This is a genomic window from Streptomyces sp. WY228, from assembly GCF_019287315.1.
Taxonomy (GTDB): domain Bacteria; phylum Actinomycetota; class Actinomycetes; order Streptomycetales; family Streptomycetaceae; genus Streptomyces; species Streptomyces caviscabies.
In genome coordinates this window covers 537,886-560,913 of record NZ_CP079114.1, presented here as the reverse complement: position 1 = coordinate 560,913, position 23,028 = coordinate 537,886, and the positions used below count along the sequence as shown (strand labels likewise).

The following is a 23,028-nucleotide window of genomic DNA, read 5'->3' as shown; positions in this document are numbered from 1 at the left end:
CGGGGACGTTGATGCCCGCCCGACGTATCGGCACTTCCCACCCGCCGTATTGGTCTGGACCGCAGGGGGCTGCCTGCTACCGTCGGCCGTGAAGATCGCGGCGACGGCGGAAGAGGGGTAGCGCGATGATCGGCAACAGCGCCGGGCGGGCATTCATAGGGTCGTTCACCTCGGCGGGCGGGCACGGAATCACCGCCGCCGCCGTGGACCGGGACACCGGCGCGCTGACCGTGCTCGGATCCACCGACGCCGTGCCCGACCCCTCGTTCCTCGCGGTCGGCCCCCGAGTGGGCGGCGCGGCCCTGTACGCGGTCGGCGAGAGTGACCGGGGCGTCGCCGCCGCCTTCGCCCTCGACGGCGACGTACCGGCCCTCCTGGGCCCCGTACAGGCCGTCGACGGCGCGTCGCCAACCCACCTCGCGCTCGCCGCGAACCACCTGGTCACAGCCAACTACGGGTCCGGCAGCGTCACCGCCCTGCCGGTCCTCGCCGACGGATCGCTCGGGGCGGTGTCCTCGGTGCTCCGGCACGAGGGCAGCGGCCCGGACACCGGCCGCCAGGAGGCGCCGCACGCCCACCAGGTGCTCGCCGATCCCTCCGGGAACTGGGTGGTCAGCGTGGACCTGGGCACCGACTCCGTACGCGTCTGCGCCCTGGACCGTGATTCCGGCGCCCTGCGACCGCACGACGAGACCGCCCTGCGGCCGGGCACCGGCCCGCGCCATCTGGCCTTCCACCCCTCGGGCGCCCTCGCCTACGTCCTGGGCGAGCTGGAGCCGACCCTCACCGTGTGCCGCTGGGACGCGGCGACCGGCCGCTTCGACGTGCTCGGCGCTACGTCGGTGCTGCCCGAGCACGAGGCGGCCGAGGGTGCGCCGCGCACCTACCCGTCCGAAGTGGTCGTCGCGCACGACGGCCGTTTCCTGTGGACCGCCAACCGGGGCCACGACAGCATCTCCGTGCTCACCCTCGACGAGAGCGGCGAGAAGCCGGCCCTGGTGGCCACCGTCGGCTGCGGCGGCCGCTGGCCGCGCGATCTCGCCCTCGACCCGAGCGGGCAGTGGCTGTACGCGGCCAACGAGCACTCGGGGAACGTCAGCTGGTTCGCCGTGGACGCCGAGACGGGCGTCCCGCAGCACGCGGGCTCCATCGAGGTCCCCGCGGCCTCCTGCGTCGTCTTCGCCTGACAGCGGAGCGGGCCCGGACCGAGGATGTCCTCCGGTCCGGGCCCGCTGTGCTGTCCGGCTTCCCGAGCCGCCGCCCCGGGGCGGCGGCCTCCGGTCAGTGAGCCTGAGCGCCCTGGGCGCCTTGGGTGCCCTGCGGCGTCGCCGGCGTGATGCCCAGCGCCGTGGCGTACAGGGACAGCACGAGCTTGCCGATCGCCGGGTAGGCGCCCAGCGGCTCGGCCGTCGCGCAGCCCGCCTCCTTCGCGGCGGCGTCCAACAGGCCGGGGTCGACCTCCGGGCCCACCAGGTACGGCGCCAGCGCCAGCTGCGCGGAGCCGGAGCCCTGCAGCTGCTCGGCGATCGAGGCGACTGAGCCCTCCACGTCCAGCGCGGCGGCCATCACCGGCACGGCGAGGCGGGCGGCCAGCAGCATGCCGGTGATCCCGGCGGCCTGCACGGCCTCCTCGCCGCCCACGGTGGCCAGCACGATGCCGTCGGCGGCGGTGGCGACGGTGAACAGCCTGGCGCGGTCGGCGCGCGCGAGACCGGCCTCCGACAGCCGTACGTGCAGGGCCTCGGCGAGCAGCGGGTGCGGGCCGAGCACATCGGTCAGCTCGGCCTGCGTACCGCTGTCCATCACGGCCTGCCGTATCCGCCGGATCAGCGCGCTGTCGGGACCCGCGAGCAGCGGGACCACGACGGCGGGCGGACCCGAGGGCTCGGCGACCTCACGCCCGGCGGCGACGGCCTGCTCGAAGCGCGCGACGCGCTCGGCGGCGGTGTGGGCGAGAACGGTGGCGAGGGTCGGGTACTCGGCGTCGTCACCGTCCAGGTAGCCGATCCGGGCGTTGAGGCCGGGCAGCTCGGAACGGGCGATGCTGATCACCTCTTCGGCCAGGCTGCGCGTGGCCGAAGAGGGGGTACCGGGAACGACGAGAACGAGCGCGGCAGCGCCCTCGGGTGCGACCACGGGCTCCGGGCGGCGGTGCCGTCCGGACTGGCGAGGTCGCGGCATTCGTACAGGCAGGCCGGAAGCGGGCCCAGTGGGGGTGCTCATGGCGCCGCATGCTACTGGTTTTGCCTGCCCCTCTGTTCGGGGAGGGTCCGGTCGAGCGTTAACTATCCGCTTATGTCCGATGAGTGATGTACCACCGGAGTGCCCCCGTCTGTCGGCTCGCCGATCCTCTCCATCGGCCTTCCGCCCTCGCTCCGTGTCCCGGCCCGTCACCCCGACCGCGGCTCGTCGCGCGCGGCCGTTCCGACCCGCTGCCCGGTCGCGTGCTCCAGGGGCACGAACAGCATCGTCGGGTGGCGCGGCAGGCGCAGATCCCCGGCCGCCAGGGCCCGCGCGATCCGGAGTGCGCCGGTCAGCGGATCGCCCTCCGCCGAGGTCACCCGAGCCCCCGGCAGCAGGTGTGCCAGCTCCTCGCGCAACGGCGCCAGGAGAGGCTCGCCCATCCGGAACAGGCCGCCCGTCAGGGCCACTTCGCCACCCTCGCCGAGCTCGTCGCCGCCGTCGTCCGGCTCGGCGGCCGCTGGGCGCGCGGCCGTCGGGCAGACGGCCGCCGCCGCCTCGGCGATATGCCCCGCGGCCGCCCGCAGAATGCCGGCGGCAACCGGGTCCGCTCCGGCGCACGCCGCCACCTCCGGCGCGAACGAGGCCAGCACGGCCGGCCGGTCGGAGCGCGGGTAGAGCAACCCCGGCAGCTCATCGGCCGGTCCGAACACGGCCCGCAGTCGGTCCAGCAGCGCGGGCGAACCGCCCCGCCGCCCGTCATGGGCCCGCATCGCGGCATCCAGCCCGGCCCGGCCGATCCACGCACCGCCGCCACTGTCACCCAGAAGATGACCCCACCCGTCGGCCCGGTGCCACTCCATCAGGTCCGTACCGAGGGCGATCATGCCCGTACCGCCCGCCACGACCGCCCCGGGGCGCTGCCCCACCGCGCCCGCGTAGGCCGTCACCGCGTCGGCGGCCAGCGCCAGTCGGCGTACCCCCAGCGCGTCCGCGAGCGCACCGGGCAGCTCCGCCCGCAACCGCTCGCCCAGGGTGGCCATTCCGGCGGCCCCGATCGCCAGCGCCGCGACCTCACCCACCGGGGCGCCGTCGGCGGAGGACTCGGCCGCCCGCTCCAGCAACTCCCTGGCGGCGGGCAGCAGCTGGTCCAGCAGATGCCCGGCGTCGATGCCGCCGGGCCCCGTCCGTACCGGCTCGGCGCAGACCGTCGTCGCGAGCGGCCCGGGCAGCCCCACCCGGCCGAGCGCCACCCGCAGCCCGGAGCCCCCGGAGTCCACCCCGATGACGTACGCGCCGGGACCGGCGGCGGCGGGTCCGGCAGCGGTGGGCGACGCCGGGGGGTGCGTCACGGAAGCCGCCAGTCCACCGGCTCGGCCCCCTGGCGCGCCAGCAGTTCGTTGACCCGGCTGAACGGCCGCGAGCCGAAGAAGCCCCGGTCCGCGGACATGGGGGAGGGGTGCGAGGACTCGATCGCGGGGAAGTCGCCCAGCTGCGGGCGGAGATTGCGGGCGTCGCGCCCCCACAGGACCGACACCAGCGGAGTGCCCCGGGCCACCAGCGCCTTGATGGCCTGCTCGGTCACCTCTTCCCAGCCCTTGCCCCGGTGGGCGGCGGGCCGCCGGGGCGCGGTGGTCAGCGCCCTGTTGAGCAGCAGCACCCCCTGCCGCGTCCACGGGGTGAGATCGCCGTTGGACGGCCTGGGCAGCCCCAGATCCGCGTGCAGCTCCCGGAAGATGTTCTCCAGACTGCCCGGCAGCGGCCGGACGTCCGGGGCCACCGCGAAGCTCAGCCCGATCGCGTGTCCCGGGGTGGGATACGGATCCTGGCCGACGACGAGCACTCTCACCTCCTCGAACGGCTGCTGGAACGCCCGCAGTACATGAGCCCCGGAGGGCAGGTACGTGCGGCCCGCGGCGATCTCCGCGCGGAGGAAGTCGCCCATAGCGGCGATGCGTTCGGCGACGGGTTCGAGGGCGTCGGCCCACCCCGGCTCGATGATCTCTTTCAACGGTCGTGCTGCCACGGCCCGCACTCTACTGCTGATACGACCACTCCGATCAACTGCCGTCAGCCCTCCGGACCCTCGGCCGTCAGCCGAGCGCCACCGCCCGCACGCACAGGACGTCCGGCAGATGCGAGGCGAGCTGCTGCCAGCTGTCCCCGTCGTCCGCGCTGGCGTACAACTCGCCGTTGCGGTTGCCGAAGTAGACCCCGGCGGGATCCGCGTCGTCGGTGCACAGCGCGTCGCGCAGCACCGTCCCGTAGTGCGCCCCGTCCGGCAGGCCCTCCGAGAGCGGTTCCCAGGTGCGCCCCGCGTCGGTCGTACGGAACACCCGGCAGCGGTGCTCCGCCGGGACCCGGTCGGCGTCGGCGTTGATCGGGAAGACGTACGCCGTGCCGCCGCGGTGCGGGTGCGCGGCGGCGGCGAACCCGAAGTCGGAGGGCAGCCCCGCACCGATGTCGCTCCAGTGGTCGCCGGAGTCGTCGCTGCGGAACACGCCCCAGTGGTTCTGCAGATAGAGCCGGTCCGGGTCGGCCGCGTCCCGGGTGACCTTGTGGACGCACTGCCCGAACTCCGGGTCCGGATCGGGGAGGAAGACCGCGGAGACGCCCTTAGTTGGACGGGGCCCAGCTCGCACCGCCGTCCTTCGTCCGGAACACGCCCGCCGTCGACACGGCGACGGTCACGGCTCCGGCGTCCCGGGGGTCGGTCAGAACGGTGTGCAGACCCTCGCCACCGCCGCCCGGCTCCCACCGCGAGCGGGTCGGGTGCTCCCAGAGCGGCCGGACCAGCTCGAACGACTCGCCCCGGTCCTCGGAGCGGAACAGCGCGGCAGGCTCCGTGCCCGCGTAGACCACGTCCGGCGCCTCGGGGCCCGCCGGGTGCAGCTGCCAGACGCGCTCCAGGGAGGCTCCGGTGGACTTCGGGAACTTCACGGCGGGCTGTCGCGGCTCGACCCAGGTCTCGCCCAGATCGTCGGAGTGGAAGACGGACGGCCCCCAGTGGGCGCTGTCCCCGCCGACCAGGATTCTCGGGGTGTCCGTGCGGGTGTCCACGGCTACCGAGTAGATCGCCTGTGCGTTGAAGTGCGGGCCGGTGATCTCCCAGCTCCCGCCGCGTCTGCGGCCGATGAAGAGACCCTTGCGGGTGCCTGCTGTGAGCAGTACGTCGGTCATGGTTCTGGACCTCCCGATACGCCGTTGTGCCGGAACAGTGCCAGTCTGCACCCGGCCACTGACAGTGGCCCGCGCACACGCCCGCGGCACCGGCGACGCCGGCGCACGCAGCCCGGCGCACGCAGCCCGGCGCGTACGGCCCGGTGCGTGCGGCGCCCTTGACCGGCGTCCGGTGGCGGCCTAGCTTTCAGTGGCCGTAGAAAGCGCTTGCGGAGGGTCGCTGCGGGCCGTGCCGCCGAATCTCAGGAGCCCCCGTGGTGACCTTCGAAGGACTGCCCGGCGCCGTCGCCGTCTCGCACCTGAGCGTCTACGACTGGCCCTCCGCCGACGGGCTGCGCGGGGGCACCCCGCATCTGCATCTGACCTGCTCGGAGGGGTACGTCGTGGTCGCCGGCCGTGGTTCGGTGCAGACCCTCACGGCCGCCGGATTCCGGGAGACCCCGCTGACGCCCGGCGCGCTCGTATGGTTCACCCCGGGCGCCATCCACCGTCTGGTCAACGAGGACGGGCTGCGCGTCATCGTGCTCATGCAGAACAGCGGGCTGCCCGAGGCCGGTGACGCCGTGCTCACCCTGCCGCCGCGCTGCCTCGCGGACCCGGACGTCTACCGTGCGGCGGCGGCGCTGCCCGTGGACGCCGAGGAGGCCGTGCAGGAACGGGCGGCGCGGGCCCGGCGCGACCTCGCCGTGGAGGGGTTCCTCGCCCTGCGCGAGGCCGTGGAGGACGGTGATCCGGAGCCGCTGGCCGCGTTCCACCGCGCAGCCGCCGCGCTCGTCCGCCCCCGTACGCCCGAGTGGCGCACCCGCTGGGAGAAGGGGGCCGCCACGGCTGCCGCCGCCACCGCCGGCCAGCTCGACGCGCTGGACCGGGGCGAGGCCGGGCATCTCGCCGACGCCCGTGTCCACGCCGAACGGCCCGCGCACCACGGCAGATTCGGCATGTGCGGCCGCCTGGACGTCTACCGGACCTGAGACCGGACCCGACGACGGACCCGACGACGGACCTGCCGGACCTGTGGCCGCCCTGCCCGGTGGACCCGGCCGACGGCGTGGCCCGCGCCCGCGTGCGCACGGAGCCACGGAGCCACGGAGCCCGGGGCCGCCGCAGACGGCGACCGGCGTTCGTCCCGCCCCCGGGAGCTGACATGCTGGCCGAGGCCGGGCAGCGGCCGTACGGCACCCCGGGGACGGCCCCGGGCACGGCAGGACACCGAGGAGACGACGATGGGCAGCGGGATCACGGACGCCGACGGCCGCCCGGTGCCGGTCACGGTCACCGCGGGCGAGCCCGCGCCGTCCACGGTCGCCGAGGGGGCGGACGACCCGGCCACGGCCACCGCGAAGGACACCGGCCCGGCCCCCCGCGTCGGCATCCGGCTCTCGCCCCCGGCCGGCGAGCTCGTCTGGACCTGCACCCCGGAGTCGGCCCGCGAGCTGGCCGCCGTACTCCTCCGGGCGGCAGAGGAGACCGAGAACGCGCCGGGCGAGCGGCCCGTCACGGTCGAGGCGGCCGAACTGCGCCGCGGCGACGTACGCGACGGCGACCGGACCATGACCGTGGAGAGCACCCGCACCGACGGCTCCGCGGTCCACGTCACCTGGAAGTCCGGGGCCGGCCGCAGCTGGACCCAGGCGTACGCGGCCGACACCCCCATCACCCTCAAGCGGCGTCTTCCCGGCGGCCGTTGACGTACGGGTGCGGCGCTGCCGGGGACGGTGGCAGCGCGGCGGCACCGGGCCGGGTCACACGTCGGTAGGGTGGTCCGTGATGTTCACCGAACAGGGCCCCGAAGAGGGCCCCACCGTGCGCGAACTGGCCGTCCAGGCGCTCTCCTCGATCGAGCGCGGATACGACCTCCTCGCCCCGAAGTTCGACCTCACGCCCTACCGCACACCTGACCGCGTGCTCGACGCCGTCACCCGGGCCGTGCGCGAACTCGGCCCCTTCGACACCGGACTCGACGTCTGCTGCGGCACCGGGGCGGGAGTGGGCGTCCTCCGGCAGCTGTGCCGGGAACGTGTGGTCGGGGTCGACTTCAGCGCGGGCATGCTCGCCGAGGCCCGGGCCGCCTTCCCGCCCGGGAGCGGGACATCGCCGGCCGGCGAAGGACCGGTGATCGACTGGGTGCGGGCCGATGCCCGCTCCCTGCCCTTCGGGCCCGCCTTCGACCTCGCCCTCAGCTTCGGCGCGTTCGGCCACTTCCTGCCCGCCGAACGCTTCGGCCTCTTCGCCGAGGTGTACGGATCCCTCCGGCCCGGCGGGCAGTTCGTCTTCCCGATCGGCGCACCGCCCCCGGTGGGATCACGCGCCTACTGGTCGCTGCTGGGCTTCGACGCGGCGATGCGGGTGCGCAACGCCCTGTGGCGGCCGACGTTCGTCATGTACTACCGCACGTTCCGGCTCGGCGATGTGCTGGAGGACCTGACCCGGGCCGGATTCGGCGTACGGCTGCAGCCGCTGACCGAACTGGGCCCGCGCCCGGACGGCAGCCCCCGCGCCCGGCTGGTCGTGGCGACCCGGAAGTGATGGCGCCGGGCACTTCGCGGCGGGCGGACACGACCGTGCGGCGCGTCTCCCAGCGGTAGAGGCCGTCTCCCGGCGGTAGCGGGCGCCCCTCAGCGGTTCTCGTCCCGGGCCGCCGCCAGCAGCCCCGGCCAGTCGGGGATCTTCACCGGGCCACGCCCCAGCGAACGGCCCAGCTCCGCCTCCGCGCGCTCGATCGACAGCCAGCCGGCCCACTCCACCGGCCGCAGCCCCCACCCCCGCAGCGCGGCCAGCGGATCGGCCGGCACCGGGCGCAGGGTCAGTCCGGCCGCGTCCTCCAGGAGCGAGGCCACCGTCTCCTTGGCGCAGGAGCGGTTCGAGCCGATCACCCCGGTCGGGCCGCGCTTGATCCACCCCGCCACGTACTCACCCGGCGACGGCACCCCGTCCCGCAGCACCCGGCCCGCCGTGTGCGGCACCGTGCCGCGCACCGGATCGAAGGGCAGCCCCGGCAGCTCGACCCCGCGATAGCCGACGGCCCGCAGGACCAGCCCCGCCTCGATGTCCTCGTGACGGCCGGTGTCCCGGACCCCGCCCGCGCCGTCCGGAGCCGTCCGGGCGAACCGCACCCCGGCGACCCGCCCGCCCCGCTCCAGCACCTCCACCGGCCGCAGGAAGAACCGCAGCCGGATGCGGCGCGCGGCCCCCGCCGCATCCACGGCCCCGCCCGCCGACCAGCCGCGCAGGACCTCCAGGTTCCGCCGCACCACGGCGGGCAGGCCGTCCGGAGCGGCGTACGCCGGGTCCAGCGCCAGCTCCGCCGGGTCGACGACGACCCGGGCCCCGGGCAGCGCCCCCAGCTCCCGCAGTTCCTTGGTGGTGAACCGGGCCTGGGAGGGGCCGCGTCGGCCCACGATGTGCACCTCGCGCACCCGGCTGGCCGCCAGTGCGCTGAGCGCGGCGCGGGGTACGTCGGTGGTCCGCAGTTCGTCGGCGCCGCGGGCCAGGATCCGGGCCACGTCGACCGCCACGTTGCCCACGCCGATCACGACGGCCGAGCGGCCGCTCAGCGCGTCCCGGGCGAACGGGTCGGCGCCGATGTCCGGGTGGGCGCTGTACCAGGAGACGAAGCGGGTGGCGGAGTAGCTGCCCGGCAGACTCTCGCCCGGCACCGCCAGTGCCCGGTCCGCCGAGGCCCCGACGCAGTAGACGACCGCGTGGTACAGCTCCGCGAGCCGGGCGGGGGAGACGCCGTCCGGCCCGCCGACGCCGACGTTGCCGACGAAGGTGACCCGCTCGTCCTCCAGCACGGCCCGCAGGCTGTTCTGCAGCGACTTGATCTTCTCGTGGTCGGGGGCCACCCCGTACCGCACGAGTCCGTACGGAGTGGGCAGCCGGTCCAGGACGTGCACGCGCACATCGGGCACGAGCGACTGCCGGAGCAGGGCCTGGGCGGTGTAGACCCCGCTGGGACCGGAACCGACGACGGCGACTGAGAGCACGGCGCACCTCTTCCCGGAGGTTGCTTCCAGGATCGCACCGCCGGGCCGATCCGCACCGCCGGTGCATGGGATGGCGGCACGGGGGAAGTGGTACGGGGCAGTGGTACGGGCACGGCCCCGGGGCGGGTCTCAGTCCATCAGACCGCGCATCCGGTTGATCTCCACGGTCTGCTGGGCGACCACATCGCTGGCCATCTCCTCGACGATCACGTCGTTCCCCTCGGTGAGCGCCTCCGTGGCCATGGTGATCGCCCCCTGGTGGTGGGTGATCATCAGTTCCAGGAAGAGCTTGTCGAAGGCCTTGCCCTCGGCGGCGCGCAACTTCTTGAGCTGGGCGTCGGTCGCCATGCCGGGCATCCCCGCGTGGTCGTGGTGCTGCTTGCGCCGGTCGCCGCCGTTTCTTTTCAGCCATCCTTGCATCGCGCCGATCTCCGGCTTCTGGCCTGCCGATATGCGTTCGGCGAGCCGCTTGACGGCGGTGGCGGAGGCCCGTTCGGGGACGAGTTCGGTCATCACGAGCGCCTGCCCGTGGTGCTCGATCATCATCTCGGCATAGCGGAAGTCCGCGGAGTTGGCGGTGTCCTGCCCGGCCTCCTTGACGGCGTCCTCGGCGGAGAGCGTCCGCGCGGGTTCGCCCGGTCTGCCGGGCGCGACCACGCCCGGACCTGTGTCCTTGGCCTTGTCCGACGTTCCGTCACCGCTGTCCGCGTCACAGGCTCCGAGGACGAGCGCGGCGGCAACCGCCACCGCCGCGAGAGCGGTTGAGCGAAGAGTCGCGGACCGGCGATGGATCAACACGGTGACCTCCTGTGCCACATGGTTTGTTGCAGACCGTCCTAACACGCTTCCACCGGCCGAAGATCAAAAACTTTTATTACGTCTGTGTTGCCATCTGTTGATGTGTACATGGGAGGGACGATACTGCCGGGGGTTCATGAACCGTTCGACCCCGAACGGATACAAGGGAGGACGCAGTGACCTCGTTGCACACCACCCGCGTGCGGCGCAGACGTCTGGGCGCGGTGGCAGCCGCGGCCGGACTCCTCGCCACGCTGCTGACGGCCACCACAGCGGCCGCGACCCCCGACCCGGGTGACGCCCCGGTCGAGCGCGGGTCCGTCACCCAGAGCGAACAGGCCGAGGCCAGGGCCGCGATAGCCGGCGGCGACATACCCGGCGTGGACGAGATCGTCCACAGCTCCAACATCAAGCACCTGACGAACGTGCCGAAGGGCGCCCTCCAGGGCACCAACACGGACCTCGCGTTCCAGGGGAAGTACGCCTACGTCGGCAACTACGACGGCTTCGTCATCTACGACATCAGCAAGCCGAAGAAGCCCAGGACGGTCGCCCAGGTCCTCTGCCCCGGATCGCAGAACGACATCTCGGTCTCGGGGAACCTGCTGTTCCTCTCGACGGACTCCTCGCGCAGCGACGACTCCTGCTCCAGCACCTCCCAGCCCGCCACGGAGAAGTCGTCCTGGGAGGGCATGAAGATCTTTGACATCAGCAACAAGCGGGCGCCGAAGTACATCGCCGCCGTGGAGACCGCCTGCGGTTCCCACACGCACACGCTGGTGCCGGACGGCAAGAACGTCTACGTGTACGTCTCCTCGTACTCGCCCAACGCGACGTTCCCGGACTGCCAGCCGCCGCACGACGGGATCTCCATCATCAAGGTGCCGGTGAAGGCGCCTCAGAAGGCCCGGATCGTCAACTTCCCGGTGCTCTTCCCGGACGGCGGCAACCCGGGAGCGCCCACGAACCCGGGTGTCTCCCAGACGACCGGCTGCCACGACATCACGGTGCTGCCGTCCAAGGACCTGGCCGCCGGAGCCTGCATGGGTGACGGTCTGCTGTTCTCCATCAAGGACCCGGAGCGCCCGAAGATCATCGACAGGGTCCAGGACAACGTGAACTTCGCGTTCTGGCACTCGGCCACCTTCAACCAGGGTGCGGACAAGGTCGTCTTCACCGACGAGCTCGGCGGCGGCGGCGCGGCCACCTGCAACGAGGAGATCGGCCCCAAGCGCGGCGCCGACGGCATCTACGACATCGTCGGCAAGGGCGACAAGCGCAAGCTGGTCTTCCGCAGCTACTTCAAGATCGACCGTCACCAGGCCGACGTCGAGGTCTGCGTCGCCCACAACGGCTCGATCATCCCGGTGAAGGGCCGCGACCTGATGGTGCAGGCCTGGTACCAGGGCGGCATCTCCGTCTGGGACTTCACCAACTCGTCCAAGCCCAAGGAGATCGCCTTCTTCGAGCGCGGCCCGGTCACGCTCGACCAGGTGACCACGGCCGGCCCCTGGTCGGCGTACTACTACAACGGTCACATCTACTCCAGCGACATCGCCAAGGGCTTCGACGTGCTGAAGCTCGACGACAAGCGCACCGACCCGGCCGAGCGGGTCAAGCTGGACGAGCTCAACGTGCAGACGCAGCCGGACTACTTCGACCGCTGATCCGTCAGCGGTTCCGGCAGCCGACTCGACCCGCGGTCAGGGGCCGGTGTCGCCCGGGCGGACGACCGCCGGGCGACACCGGCCCCGTGCGTGCGGAGCCGGAAATTCATTGACCGATGAGCCGGGTGGGGACATGCTGGATCCCTGCGACGGCGGACTCCGCAACTCCGGTCCCCGGCGCGGTCCGCGGCCCTGTCCCACCGGACGGGCCGAGGGTGCGCCCGGATCCGGCGACGCGGGGGATCGCCGGATCGGGCGCGTTTGCCCACCCGCTCAGGACGCGGCGAACGGCGGCTCGGGCGATCAGGCGGCGGTGCGGACGCTCCCGCCGGTGGCGGCGGCCCACTCCACCAGCAGCCGCTGGTAGTCCGCCTCGTCCTGCGGCGTCAGGCAGCCGCCCGAGCGCTGCCACAGGTCGCGGATCTCCGCGTTGACCTCGGCTGCGGAACGGGTGGACATGGACGACGACATCGGGGACATGCCCTCCAGGCTACGTCCACGAACCCATCCCTTTACCCCTTCCGCGGCGGGATATGCCTCACACCGCGCTCCGATTTCCCCGGTTCACCGCGGGCCTCACCGCGGGACCAGCCCCAGCGAGCGCAGGCCGTCGGGCCGCTCCGACACCGGCAGATGGTCCACGAACCGGACCTCGCAGCCCAGGGCCGACGCGCCACCGTCCGCGGTCCGGTCGTCACCGACCATGACGACCTCTGCCGGATCGCGTCCGATCAGCGAGCAGGCGGTAGCGAACAGTCCCGCGGCGGGCTTCTGGAGCCCGTGCTCGAAGGACAGGGCATAGGCGTCGACCAGGGCGTCGAGCCCGTGCGCGCGGAAGACCGGCCGCAGGTCCCAGCCGATGTTGCTGACCACGCCGACCGCGATACCCGCCCTCCGCAGCCCCGCCAGCACCTCCGCGGCGTCCGGGTAGGGCTGCCAGGCCTCCGGCCGCAGATGGCGGTCGTACAGCGCGTCGTACAGCCCCGGATCGGGCAGGGCGACGGTCCGGGCCAGACCGGTGTACGCCGCACGGTGCAGGGCGGCGGTCAGATCCCGGCGCGCCATCGCGTCCGCCAGCTCCTCCGGCACCCGGACCGGAGGCGGACCGCCCGGGAGGGCGCCGGCGGCCGTGAGCCCGCTCACGTACCGCTCGAAATCCTCCGGGGCCACGTCGGCGCCCTCCTCGCGCAGCACGGCGGCGAGCCAGTCCCGCACCGGCTCCACACGGAAGAGGGTCCCGGAGAAGTCGAACAGCACACCTGTGATCGCCATGGGCGCGATCCTTCCCGGTCCGTCCCCGCGCCGACAAGGGCGCCCGGTTCAGGCCCGCAGCGGCCGGTCCTCCTCCGCCGGGGCGCGCGGCGCCGCGTACCGGGCGTACCCGGCCGTGCTCAACGCCACCACCGCCACCCCCAGCAGCACACCGCCCACGACATCGGTCAGCCAGTGCACCCCCAGGTACAGCCGGGTCGCCGCCACTCCGGCCGCCGAGACCACCGCGACCGCCAGCGCCGCACCCCGGGCGCCGGGGCCCGCGCCGTACAGCCGCAGCAGCCAGACGAGCAGCCCGCAGCTCACCACGGCCGACATGGCGTGCCCGGACGGGAAGGCCGCGTACTGGGCCGTGTCCACCGGATCGGGCCACTGCGGGCGCTCCCGGCCCACCACTGCCTTGAGCCCCTGCTGGAGGAGCGAGCCGAGCAGACTCGTCGCGGCCACCCAGAGCGCGAGCAGCCGCGCGCCCCGCCACCACAGGGCGACGACCGCCACCGCGATCAGGGCGCGCATGGTCCAGGGATCCCACACCCAGTCGGTCAATACCCGGTTGACCCGGACCAGACCGGGATCGGCTACCGCGTGCCGGTGCAGCGCGTCGGCGACCGCCCGGTCCAGGGACATCAGCGGCGGCCAGCGCACCGCCACCAGGACGAGCAGGACCACGGACGCCACCACGACGGCTCCGGTCCACAGGGCGGCCGCGGTGCGGGGGGAGCGGGCCGGTGAGCGGGGGAGGGGGGAAGACATGAGGGGATCCTCGCGGAGGACACCGCCCGATGGCCAACCCGCGGCACGGAGAACCGACTCCAGGAGGCGGAACGGATCCTGGGACCGGTCGTCGAACTGCCCGCGTGCCGGGCGACGACGGCAGTTCGGCGACGCCCCCTATCCCAGCGCGCGCAGCCCCGGTACGAAGGTCACGACCAGCGGGACGACCGGCACCAGCGCGGCGGCGGCCGTCAGCCGGAGCCTGCGGCCCGCCGTCAGCCGGTCGACCGGGGCCAGCAACCGGTTGACCCGGAGGGGCACTTGGGCGTCCGGGGTGGGGCAGGGGCCGAACACCCCGCGGTCCTCGTTGAGTCCGACCAGGGCGAGCGCGGTCGTCAGCCGGCCGAAGCGACGTGACGCCACGTCGTCGGCGGCCAGCTCGACCAGCCGGTGCATCTCGTCGCGGAACGCGGCGAACACCGGGATCTGCGGGAAACCGATCGCCAACGCCGACGAGCAGTGCAGCAACCAGTCGTGCCGGGCCTGGGCATGGCCCTGTTCATGGGCGAGCACGGCATCGAGCTGACGGCCCTTCAGCCGGCCCAGCGCGGCGGTGGTGATGACGAGTTGCGGAGCCGCGCCCGGCAGCCACCAGGCGTCGGGCCGCTCGCCCTCCAGCACCACGAGACGGTCGGCGCCCGGCTTCTCGCCGGGGAGCAGCGGGGAACGCACCAGCAGTTCCGCCCGGCGCCGCTTGCGGCGACGCCGCGCCCGCCGGATCTCCCGCAGCAGCATCGCTCCGGTCCACAGCCCGCCCAGCGCCAGCAGCACCGCGATGACCGCCGACCACGGCCCGTACGCCGCCAGGGCGTACGCCTCGACCACGGCGTGCGGGGCGGGTGCGAAGACATGGCCGCGGACCGCCTGCCAGGCGGCGGCCGCGCTCAGCGTCATGGACAGGGTGAACGACAGGAGCACCCCGGCCACCACGCACTGCCAGACCCACAGGGCCACGACCGGCTCGCGCTCCGGCCACCGGGCGCGCGCCATCAGGCGCGGAGCCACCAGGGCGGTCAGTGCACCGAGCAGCAGCAGCGCGAGGGAGACCAGCATGGCCTCAGCTTAGGAGGGGCGGGTCCGGCGGGGTACGGCCTCGACCGGCAAGTGACGTAGACCACCGTTTGCCGGGGGTTCTGTCCCACTTCCCGTCTCACAGAGTGAGCAGCATGGCGAACATGCCGATGCCCATCGTCAGTCGGCACGCCGTCGTGAGCTCGGGCCGGCCGTCCGACCCGCCCCCGAAGCCTCCCGCGCCACGCCCGTCGACGCCCGCACCACCGACCGGTATCGCGGCCGTCCCGGTCACGGGCAGCAGCCGGCCGGCCGAGCCCAGGACGTAGAACGCGTAGTAGACGAGCAGCGCCCCGGTCAGCAGGGGTATGCCACCGGCTCCGCCGCCCGCCCCGTGCCCGGCGTGCCCGCCCCCGCCGCTGCCCGTGACCGCCGGGGCCATCGCCACGGCCATGTAGACCATGGCCAGCGAGCCGACGAGATGATGCCGGTGGTGGCCGCCGCGCAGAGCGGGCCGCAGCGACCGCAGCGCCGCGACGCCGAACAGCACCGCGTAGACCGCCCACGCCCAGTCCGGGGGCGACAGCACCGCCGCCGGAACGGCCATCGCCGCCATGCCGAAGCCCATGAGCGCCTCCGAGCGCGCGGTGCGCCGCTCCTGCGGCGTCCCCGTGCGGGTGCGCAGCAGACAGGAGGCGCCGCTCACCGCGCACAACGCCATCAGCAGCCAGCCGGTCGGAGCCCCTCCGTGCACGGCACGCCTCCCCCCGGTCGGACGTACACCACTGTTACGGGTCGATCCATCGATGCCCGGGCGGCCGCGGCCGAACCCGGCGCACGGGGGTGTGAAGGGGGTACGCCGGGGCCCGCCGGGGGCGCTCCGGGTCGCGTTACGCTCGACCGGACGTACGGCGACAGAGAAACCACGTACGGCAGCAGAGAGACGGAGAGCCCCACCATGGACACCGCCACGCCCGACGCGGCCCGGCTGACCTTCCGCGACGCGACCGAGGACGACGTCCCGGCGCTGGTGGCCCTGATCGAGTCGGCCTACCGCGGTGACTCCAGCCGCGCCGGCTGGACCACGGAGGCCGACATCCTCCAGGGGCAGCGGACCGACGAACAGGGCGTGCGCGATGTCATCGCCGCCCCGGCGAGCCGACTGCTCGCGGTCGAGCGCGGCGGCGAACTCGTCGCCTGCTGCCAGCTCGAACACCGGGGCGACGCCGCCTACTTCGGCATGTTCGCGGTCCGGCCCGGACTCCAGGGCGGCGGCCTCGGCAAGCTGATCATCGCCGAGGCGGAGCGCACCGTCCGGGAGAGCTGGGGCGTCGGCGAGATGCACATGACGGTGATCTCGGTGCGCGAGGACCTGATCGCCTGGTACGAACGCCGCGGCTACCGCCGTACGGGACAGCTCACCCCGTTCCCGTACGGCGACGAGCGCTTCGGTGTCCCGCAACGCGACGACCTGGCCTTCGAACTGCTCGTCAAGAACCTCGGGGGCGGCGCCTGACGGCGCTCGCCCTCAGGCGGTGAAGCGCCCGGCGCGGCGGATCTCGGGAAAGTCGGTCGTCGCGCCGTCCAGGCCCAGTGCCCGGGCGAGGCGCAGATGGTCCTGGGTGTTCACCACCCAGCCGATCACCTTCACGCCCTCGCCGTGCGCCTGCTCCACCACCTCCAGGGTGAGGCGGCGGATGTTCAGCGCGAGTGTCGCCGCGCCCGCCGCCTTCGCCCGGTCCACCACGTCCGCACCCCAGCGGCTGGCGATCAGGGCCGTGCGGACGCCGGGCACCAGCCGGGCGATCTCGGTGACGGCCTCGTCGTGGAACGAGGACACCTCCACCCGGCCCACGAGCTCGCGCTCCAGGATCACGTCCGCCAGCGCGCGGGCCGCCGCCACATCCTTGATCTCCGCCTGGAGCGGGGAGGAGACGGCGTCGAGGACCTCCTCGAAGACCGGGATCCGCTCGCCCTGACCGGCGTCGAGCTCGCGCAGCTCCGCCAGGGTCTTGGCCGCGATCGGCCCGGTCCCGTCCGTGGTGCGGTCCACGTCCGTGTCGTGCATCACGGCGAGCGCGCCGTCCTTGCTGAGGTGCAGGTCCAGCTCGATGGCGTCCATCCCGGATGCCTCGGCGCGGACGAAGGAGCGCAGGGTGTTCTCGGGCTCGACGCCCATCACTCCGCGATGACCCAGGGTGAGAAAAGACAAGGCGACCTCGTTTCCGTCGGCGGGGATCCGTCGACTGCTCCTGCCCGTGCGGAGGTTGCGGCAATACGGCACTGGGGAGGGTAGCGGCCGCGGCCCGCGATGTCCCCAGCCGTGCGGGCCCGGTCGCCGGGATCCGAGCGGTGCTGTGGGAACTGCGCTCCTACCCGGTATCCCGCAGGAAAAACTGCGGTGACCATGGGGGGTACGCAGGATAATTTTCAGGTCTCCCCTTGTCGGGGTGAGCTCTGCCCGGCTACGGTGATGTCACGCGAGGTTCTCCCGTGGAGGAAGTGTCATGACGGAAATTCTTGTGCAGAGCGCCACCGATGGCGCGATAGCTACGGCCCAGCGGGTGGTCGAGCACCCGGCCTGGCCCGTGCTCAAGGATGCCGTCGAGGAGATCCGCCCCTGGCAGTCCAAGGACGGATCCATCGACTTCGAGGCCGAGGGCGCCCCGTCCCCGGCCACGGTCGAGCAGGTCCTCGACCGGGTGATCGGAGCGGTCGAGGAGCTCTCCCCGCTCCTCCCGCACGATGTCGCCTACCACCGCGCGCTCGTCACCGACCTGCGCCGCTGGGCCGCCGACGGCTTCCGCGTCCCCGACTTCCTGGACTCGCTGCTCGCCTTCCAGCCCGCGAAGGACCGGGCCGACGGCCTCCAGCACCTCGTCGTCTTCGCGATGTACACGCAGAACGGCAACCCCGACCGCAACCTCGAAGCGGTCGTGCTCAAGATGGTCTGGCCCGAGTGGCTCGCCGACTTGGAGGCGAACCGCTACGACAACCCGCTCTTCTGCGGCATCACCTTCGAGGACTTCACGTCCGGTTACGACACCAACTCCGCGGTGCTCTTCCCGGAGACCATCGCCGTGCGCGAGGCCCCCGAGCGCTTCAGCTGGGGCGGCATCTTCTGCGACCGCGAGGCCGCCCGCTTCCGCCGGGTCACCGAGGCCTCCGTCGACCTGCTCGGCCTGGAGCTGCCCGACGACATCCGCGAGATGATCGGCGACCAGCAGCGCTGCGAGCAGGCGTTCGTCCTGTGGGACATGGTCCACGACCGCACCCACAGCCACGGTGACCTGCCGTTCGACCCGTTCATGATCAAGCAGCGCCAGCCGTTCTGGATGTACGGCCTGGAGGAGCTGCGCTGCGACCTCACCGCCTTCAAGGAGGCCGTGAAGCTGGAGTCCGAGGGCAACGCCCACGGCCGTGACGTGCAGTACGCGGTGCTCTTCGACCGGATGTTCCGCTTCCCGGTCTCCGGCGAGCGCGTCCGCAACTACGACGGCCTCGGCGGCCAGCTGCTCTTCGCGTACCTCCACAAGCACGACGTCGTCCGCTGGACCGACAACACCCTGAAGATCGACTGGGACCGGGCCCCGCAGGTCACCAACCAGCTCTGCGCCGAGATCGAGAAGCTCTACCGCGACGGCATCGACCGCCCCAAGCTGGTCCACTGGTTCGCCGCGTACGACCTGGTCTCCACCTACCTCGCCCCGCACCCGGGATCCCGCTGGGCCAAGGGCCCCGACGCCCTGGACCTCACACTTCCTCCTCGCAAGCTCGTCGACGACGTGCTTCCGGACGAGTTTCCCCTGAGCATGTTCTATGAGGCGCTCGCCAAGAAGCTGAAGCACGTGATTGCCTCCACCAAGGGAATCACCGCGGCGAACGACGAGCGGGCAGCCGCGTGAACCATTCTCCCGAGGAGGCGGTGGCCATGAACGGAAACGGCACGGGCGAGGGGACCGGTGTGCTCGAAGGAGCCGTGGTCGCGGTCGCCGGAGCGGCCGGCCCCGCGGGCCGCGCGACGCTGCTGCGGCTCGCCGAGGCGGGCGCCACCGTCGTCGGATGCGACGCCAACCCCGAACGGCTCGCCGAGGCGGTGGACGCCGCCCGGTACGCCCACGGGGGCGCGACCGTCACCGGTGAGACCGTCGACCTGCTCGACCTCGACGCCACCCGGGACTGGGCCAAGCGCACCGAGGCGGAGTTCGGCCGCATCGACGGCCTGGTCCACCTCGTCGGCGGCTGGCGCGGCAGCAAGTTGTTCCAGGAGACCGTCCTGTCCGACTGGGACGCCCTGGAGAAGCTGCTCATCCGCACCGTCCAGTCGACCACGCTGGCCTTCCAGGAGGCCCTCCAGCGCAGCGACCGGGGCCGCTACCTCCTGATCAGCGCCGCCGGGGCCAGCAATCCCACCGCGGGCAACGCCGCCTACTCCTCCGCCAAGGCCGCCGCCGAGGCGTGGACGCTCGCGCTCGGCGACGCCTTCCGCAAGGCGGGGGGCGAGGACGGGCCCGCGGCGGCTGCTGCGATCCTGGTGGTCAAGGCACTGGTGAACGACGCCATGCGCGCCGAGCGCCCGAATGCGAAATTCGCGGGCTTCACCGACGTCACGGAGCTGGCCCGGGCCATCGCCGGCGTCTGGGACGAGCCCGCCACCGAAGTGAACGGAAAGCGCCTGTGGCTGACCCCGCAACCGTGAGGACCGACGCACGACGGCACCACGATCCGCAGGTACGCGGCTTCGCCAGTGACAACTACGCCGGGGCGCACCCGGAGGTCCTCGCCGCCCTCGCCCTCGCCAACGGCGGCCACCAGGTCGCCTACGGCGAGGACGACTACACCGGCCACCTCCAGCGGATCATGCACAGCCACTTCGGTTCCACCGCCGAGGCCTTCCCGGTCTTCAACGGCACCGGGGCCAACGTGGTCGCCCTCCAGGCGCTCACCGACCGCTGGGGCGCCGTCATCTGCGCCGAGTCCGCGCACATCAACGTGGACGAGGGAGGCGCGCCCGAGCGGATGGGCGGGCTGAAGCTCCTCACCGTGCCCACCCCGGACGGCAAGCTCACCCCCGAGCTCATCGACCGACAGGCGTACGGCTGGGACGACGAGCACCGGGCCATGCCGCAGGTCGTCTCGATCACCCAGAACACCGAGCTGGGCACCGTCTACACCCCCGACGAGATCCGCGCCATCTGCGACCACGCCCATGAGCGCGGCATGAAGGTGCACCTCGACGGGGCGCGGATAGCCAACGCCGCCGCCTCGCTGGACGTGCCGATGCGCACCTTCACCAACACGGTCGGCGTCGACGTGCTGTCCTTCGGCGGCACGAAGAACGGCGCGCTCTTCGGCGAGGCCGTCGTCGTGCTGAACCCGGACGCGGTCCGGGCGATGAAGCACCTGCGCAAGCTCTCCATGCAGCTCGCCTCCAAGATGCGCTTCGTCTCCGTCCAGCTGGAGGCGCTGCTCGCCAAGGACCTGTGGCTGCGCAACGCCCGCCACGCCAACGCCATGGCCCAGCGGCTCGCCGAGGGCGTCCGGGCGATCGACGGGGTGGAGATCCTCTACCCGGTCCAGGCCAACGCGGTGTTCGCCCGGCTGCCGCACGCGGTCAGCGAGCGGCTCCAGCAGCGTTTCCGCTTCTACTTCTGGGACGAGGCGGCCGGCGATGTCCGCTGGATGTGCGCGTTCGACACCGGCGAGGACGACGTCGACGCCTTCCTCCAGGCGCTGAAGGAAGAAATGGCGCGGTAACGCGATCGATGCATGAGTATGCGGCCGACCGGAAACCGATGGACTTCCGGTCGGTCGCTTCGTACGCTCTTCGATCATGGAGCTGACGCAGCACTCCCCGGACATCGACGCGTACCTCGCCGCCGACGAGTCCATCGACCATGGACACCCTCGGGTCAGGGAGGTGGCGACGCGCCTCGCACGCGACACCGACACCGCATACACATACGCGCGGGCCGCCTTCGAATTCGTCCGCGACACCGTTCCCCACTCCGCCGACTCGGGGAACCAGCACGTCACCTGGCGCGCCTCCGACGTGCTGACCACCCTCAACGGCATCTGCCACGCGAAGGCGATCGCACTGACGGCCCTGCTGCGGGCCCGCTCCGTCCCGGCCGGCCTCTGCTACCAGCGTCTCGCCGACGAGGACGGGACCGCCCCGATGCTCCACGGCCTGGTCGCGCTGCGGCTCCCCGGGGCGGACCGCTGGGCGCGGGTGGATCCCCGGGGCAACAGGCCGGGCGTCGACGCACAGTTCTCGACGGAGAAGGAGCAGCTCGCGTGGGTGGTACGCGAACAGTTCAATGAAATTGACTATCCGGTAGTCTATGCTGCACCACCCGAGGTGATTCTCCATGCGCTGAGGGGTGCTCGGGACCGCTCGGAGCTCTGGCGGACACTCCCCACGGACCTCTGAGTCCGCCCGGCGCCCGCACCACCGCACCGAGCCACCGCACCCAGCAAGGCAGTAAGGCAGACGATGACCCTCACTCTCACCGTGTCCGACGAGGTGCGCACGATCGCACCGGGCTTCACCCACCTCGCCGTCGAGGCGCACGGCCTGGTCAACGGCCCCAGCGACGCTCGCAGCGCCGCCCTGCTGGACGACGCCGCCCGCCGGCTCGCCGAGCGCCTGGACGGCCGCGCCCCGCACGAGGACCCGCGCATCGCGGCCTGGCGCGAGGTCTACACGGCGTTCGGGGCCAAGCCCTCCCGCACCCGTAACTCCGCCGAGGCGCTCGCCCGGCGCGCCCTCGCCGACGGCGGCCTGCCCCGCATCAACCTGCTGGTCGACGCCTACAACGCGATCAGCGTCGCCCACCTCGTCCCGGTCGGCGGCGAGGACACCGACCACATCAAGGGCGGCATGCGGCTGATCCGCGCGACGGGCGACGAACCGTTCCCCACCGTCGCCGGCGGCGAGGAGATCATCGAGCATCCCGAGCCCGGCGAGGTCGTCTGGTGCGACGACGAGGGCGTCACCTGCCGCCGCTGGAACTGGCGTCAGGGCGTACGCACCCGGCTCACCGAGGAGTCGGTCAGCGCCCTCTTCCTGCTGGAGGGCCTCGCGCCCATGACGAACGGCGAGCTCGACGCCGCGGGCGCCGAACTCGCCGCGTCGCTCGAGCAGCTGAGTCCCGGCGCGCGGATCACCGTCCACGCGCCGCGGTGAGGTGACGCCGCCCCGACGAGGGGCGGCCGTCAGCCGAGTTCGCGCACCTCGGCGGCGGTCGGGGCCGTACCGCCGAGATGGGCCGGCACCCACCAGGTGTCACTCGCGTCCTTCGGGCGCACCGGGTAGGCCCGCTGCGCCGCCTCCAGCAGCTCCTGCACCCGCTCCCGCAGCCGCCGGGTGATCGCACCGGCGTACTGGTCGGCGGGCGCTTCCAGGGGCTCGCCGACGCGGATGGTGATCGGGATGTGGCTGCGCTTGAAGTTGCGCGGCCGTCCCTTGGTCCAGATCCGCTGCGTGCCCCAGAGCGCCATCGGGATCAGCGGAACCCCGGCCTCCTGGGCGAGGCGCGCGGCGCCCGACTTGAAGCTCTTCAGCGTGAAGGACTGCGAGATGGTGGCCTCGGGGAAGACGCCGACGATCTCACCGGAGCGCAGCGACCGCAGTGCGTGGGCGTACGCGTCCTCGCCCTGGTTGCGATCGACCGGGATGTGCTTCATTCCCCGCATCAGGGGCCCGGAGATCTTGTGCCGGAAGACCGATTCCTTCGCCATGAACCGGACGAGCCGCTTCTGCGGCAGGGCGCCCAGGCCGGTGAAGATGAAGTCGAGATAGCTGATGTGATTGCTGACCAGCACCGCACCACCGGTCTTCGGGATGTGCTCCGAACCCTGAGTGTCGATCTTCAGGTCGAGCGCCTTGAACATGGTGCGAGCGGCGCCGATGACCGGTCGATAGACGAGTTCTGCCATCTGGGGAAGACCCTTCTTCAGTGCCTGGGGAGGGTTCTCCCGGCGGAAGTTACGCAGCCGTAGGTTTTCGGCATTGTGGCGATGGTGCCCCATGAGGGAGCCGCTGGCCAGTCCCGGCGGACTCGGGGCGCGAGATTCTCGTCACGTGCGCGTCCGCCGGGAGCTGCGGGAATGTCCGGGCGGCGGCCGGTGCTGACCCCTTACGAAGAGCTCTGATC

At 72.7% G+C, this 23,028-nt stretch carries 23 protein-coding genes and 1 pseudogene; 11 read left to right on the top strand and 13 right to left on the bottom strand.

The window, feature by feature from the left end; translation table 11 throughout:
- The first annotated feature begins 125 nt into the window (after positions 1-125).
- A complete protein-coding gene (locus KV381_RS02420) occupies positions 126-1,187 on the top strand; it encodes a lactonase family protein (RefSeq protein WP_218784363.1) in 1,062 nt (353 codons plus the stop codon).
- Positions 1,188-1,281: 94 nt separating this feature from the next.
- Here the strand turns inward: KV381_RS02420 and KV381_RS02415 are convergent, their stop codons facing one another.
- The 4 genes and pseudogenes from KV381_RS02415 to KV381_RS02400 all read right to left on the bottom strand — a co-directional run bounded on the left by KV381_RS02415 (position 1,282) and on the right by KV381_RS02400 (position 5,361).
- The gene (locus KV381_RS02415; RefSeq protein WP_218784362.1) at positions 1,282-2,223 is read right to left on the bottom strand and encodes a sirohydrochlorin chelatase; all 942 of its coding nucleotides are present in this window, start codon (positions 2,221-2,223) and stop codon (positions 1,282-1,284) included.
- Positions 2,224-2,390: 167 nt separating this feature from the next.
- A complete protein-coding gene (locus KV381_RS02410; RefSeq protein ID WP_218784361.1) occupies positions 2,391-3,533 on the bottom strand; it encodes an N-acetylglucosamine kinase in 1,143 nt (380 codons plus the stop codon).
- On the bottom strand, positions 3,530-4,207 hold the full coding sequence (locus tag KV381_RS02405; RefSeq protein WP_030088924.1) for a uracil-DNA glycosylase: 678 nt from the start codon (positions 4,205-4,207) through the stop codon (positions 3,530-3,532). The genes KV381_RS02410 and KV381_RS02405 overlap by 4 nt, the downstream gene beginning before the upstream one ends.
- Before the next feature lie 67 nt (positions 4,208-4,274).
- Positions 4,275-5,361, bottom strand: a pseudogene (locus KV381_RS02400) (WD40/YVTN/BNR-like repeat-containing protein).
- Between the two features lie 254 nt (positions 5,362-5,615).
- Here KV381_RS02400 and KV381_RS02395 point away from each other — a divergent pair.
- From KV381_RS02395 to KV381_RS02385, 3 genes are all read left to right on the top strand, one after another.
- Positions 5,616-6,332, top strand: a complete 717-nt coding sequence (locus KV381_RS02395; RefSeq protein ID WP_218784360.1) for a cupin — start codon at positions 5,616-5,618, stop codon at positions 6,330-6,332.
- A gap of 252 nt (positions 6,333-6,584) precedes the next feature.
- A complete protein-coding gene (locus tag KV381_RS02390; protein WP_218784359.1) occupies positions 6,585-7,049 on the top strand; it encodes a hypothetical protein in 465 nt (154 codons plus the stop codon).
- Positions 7,050-7,128: 79 nt separating this feature from the next.
- Positions 7,129-7,887, top strand: coding sequence for a class I SAM-dependent methyltransferase (locus tag KV381_RS02385; protein ID WP_218784358.1), 759 nt, complete (start codon positions 7,129-7,131; stop codon positions 7,885-7,887).
- A gap of 89 nt (positions 7,888-7,976) precedes the next feature.
- Here the strand turns inward: KV381_RS02385 and KV381_RS02380 are convergent, their stop codons facing one another.
- Together KV381_RS02380 and KV381_RS02375 are read right to left on the bottom strand one after the other, a co-directional pair.
- On the bottom strand, positions 7,977-9,347 hold the full coding sequence (locus KV381_RS02380; protein ID WP_218784357.1) for an FAD-dependent oxidoreductase: 1,371 nt from the start codon (positions 9,345-9,347) through the stop codon (positions 7,977-7,979).
- Between the two features lie 129 nt (positions 9,348-9,476).
- Positions 9,477-10,163: a DUF305 domain-containing protein gene (locus KV381_RS02375; RefSeq protein ID WP_218784356.1), complete on the bottom strand. Its 687-nt coding sequence runs from the start codon at positions 10,161-10,163 to the stop codon at positions 9,477-9,479.
- 158 nt (positions 10,164-10,321) lie between these two features.
- Between KV381_RS02375 and KV381_RS02370 the strand changes: the two genes are divergently transcribed.
- Entirely contained in the window at positions 10,322-11,812 is a 1,491-nt protein-coding gene (locus KV381_RS02370; protein WP_030088936.1) for an LVIVD repeat-containing protein, read from the top strand.
- Between the two features lie 303 nt (positions 11,813-12,115).
- Here the strand turns inward: KV381_RS02370 and KV381_RS02365 are convergent, their stop codons facing one another.
- From KV381_RS02365 to KV381_RS02345, 5 genes are all read right to left on the bottom strand, one after another.
- Entirely contained in the window at positions 12,116-12,292 is a 177-nt protein-coding gene (locus tag KV381_RS02365) for a hypothetical protein (RefSeq protein ID WP_167396386.1), read from the bottom strand.
- A gap of 96 nt (positions 12,293-12,388) precedes the next feature.
- A complete protein-coding gene (locus KV381_RS02360; protein ID WP_218784355.1) occupies positions 12,389-13,084 on the bottom strand; it encodes an HAD family hydrolase in 696 nt (231 codons plus the stop codon).
- A 48-nt stretch (positions 13,085-13,132) separates the two neighbouring features.
- The gene (locus KV381_RS02355; RefSeq protein WP_050495810.1) at positions 13,133-13,837 is read right to left on the bottom strand and encodes a phosphatase PAP2 family protein; all 705 of its coding nucleotides are present in this window, start codon (positions 13,835-13,837) and stop codon (positions 13,133-13,135) included.
- 138 nt (positions 13,838-13,975) lie between these two features.
- A complete protein-coding gene (locus KV381_RS02350; protein ID WP_030088943.1) occupies positions 13,976-14,911 on the bottom strand; it encodes a M56 family metallopeptidase in 936 nt (311 codons plus the stop codon).
- A gap of 97 nt (positions 14,912-15,008) precedes the next feature.
- A complete protein-coding gene (locus tag KV381_RS02345; RefSeq protein WP_218784354.1) occupies positions 15,009-15,623 on the bottom strand; it encodes a DUF5134 domain-containing protein in 615 nt (204 codons plus the stop codon).
- Between the two features lie 204 nt (positions 15,624-15,827).
- Here KV381_RS02345 and KV381_RS02340 point away from each other — a divergent pair, with 204 nt between their 5' ends.
- Complete coding sequence (locus tag KV381_RS02340; protein ID WP_030634210.1) at positions 15,828-16,385, top strand: GNAT family N-acetyltransferase; 558 nt, start codon at positions 15,828-15,830, stop codon at positions 16,383-16,385.
- 12 nt (positions 16,386-16,397) lie between these two features.
- Here KV381_RS02340 and KV381_RS02335 read toward each other — a convergent pair whose 3' ends face one another.
- On the bottom strand, positions 16,398-17,081 hold the full coding sequence (locus tag KV381_RS02335; protein ID WP_218784353.1) for a glycerophosphodiester phosphodiesterase family protein: 684 nt from the start codon (positions 17,079-17,081) through the stop codon (positions 16,398-16,400).
- Positions 17,082-17,376: 295 nt separating this feature from the next.
- Here KV381_RS02335 and KV381_RS02330 point away from each other — a divergent pair, with 295 nt between their 5' ends.
- From KV381_RS02330 to KV381_RS02310, 5 genes are all read left to right on the top strand, one after another.
- Positions 17,377-18,774, top strand: a complete 1,398-nt coding sequence (locus KV381_RS02330; RefSeq protein WP_030088950.1) for a DUF6421 family protein — start codon at positions 17,377-17,379, stop codon at positions 18,772-18,774.
- Positions 18,775-18,800: 26 nt separating this feature from the next.
- Positions 18,801-19,568 carry an SDR family NAD(P)-dependent oxidoreductase gene (locus tag KV381_RS02325; protein WP_218784352.1) on the top strand — a complete coding sequence of 256 codons (768 nt, stop codon included), beginning with the start codon at positions 18,801-18,803 and terminating at the stop codon, positions 19,566-19,568.
- On the top strand, positions 19,565-20,626 hold the full coding sequence (locus KV381_RS02320; RefSeq protein ID WP_179889516.1) for a low specificity L-threonine aldolase: 1,062 nt from the start codon (positions 19,565-19,567) through the stop codon (positions 20,624-20,626). Before KV381_RS02325 ends, KV381_RS02320 begins: the two co-directional genes overlap by 4 nt.
- Before the next feature lie 76 nt (positions 20,627-20,702).
- Entirely contained in the window at positions 20,703-21,302 is a 600-nt protein-coding gene (locus KV381_RS02315; RefSeq protein WP_030088954.1) for a transglutaminase family protein, read from the top strand.
- A gap of 63 nt (positions 21,303-21,365) precedes the next feature.
- A complete protein-coding gene (locus KV381_RS02310) occupies positions 21,366-22,058 on the top strand; it encodes a B3/4 domain-containing protein (protein ID WP_030088956.1) in 693 nt (230 codons plus the stop codon).
- 29 nt (positions 22,059-22,087) lie between these two features.
- On the opposite strand, the gene KV381_RS02305 is transcribed toward KV381_RS02310, so the two are convergent.
- Positions 22,088-22,810: a 1-acyl-sn-glycerol-3-phosphate acyltransferase gene (locus KV381_RS02305; RefSeq protein WP_030088958.1), complete on the bottom strand. Its 723-nt coding sequence runs from the start codon at positions 22,808-22,810 to the stop codon at positions 22,088-22,090.
- Positions 22,811-23,028 lie beyond the last annotated feature (218 nt).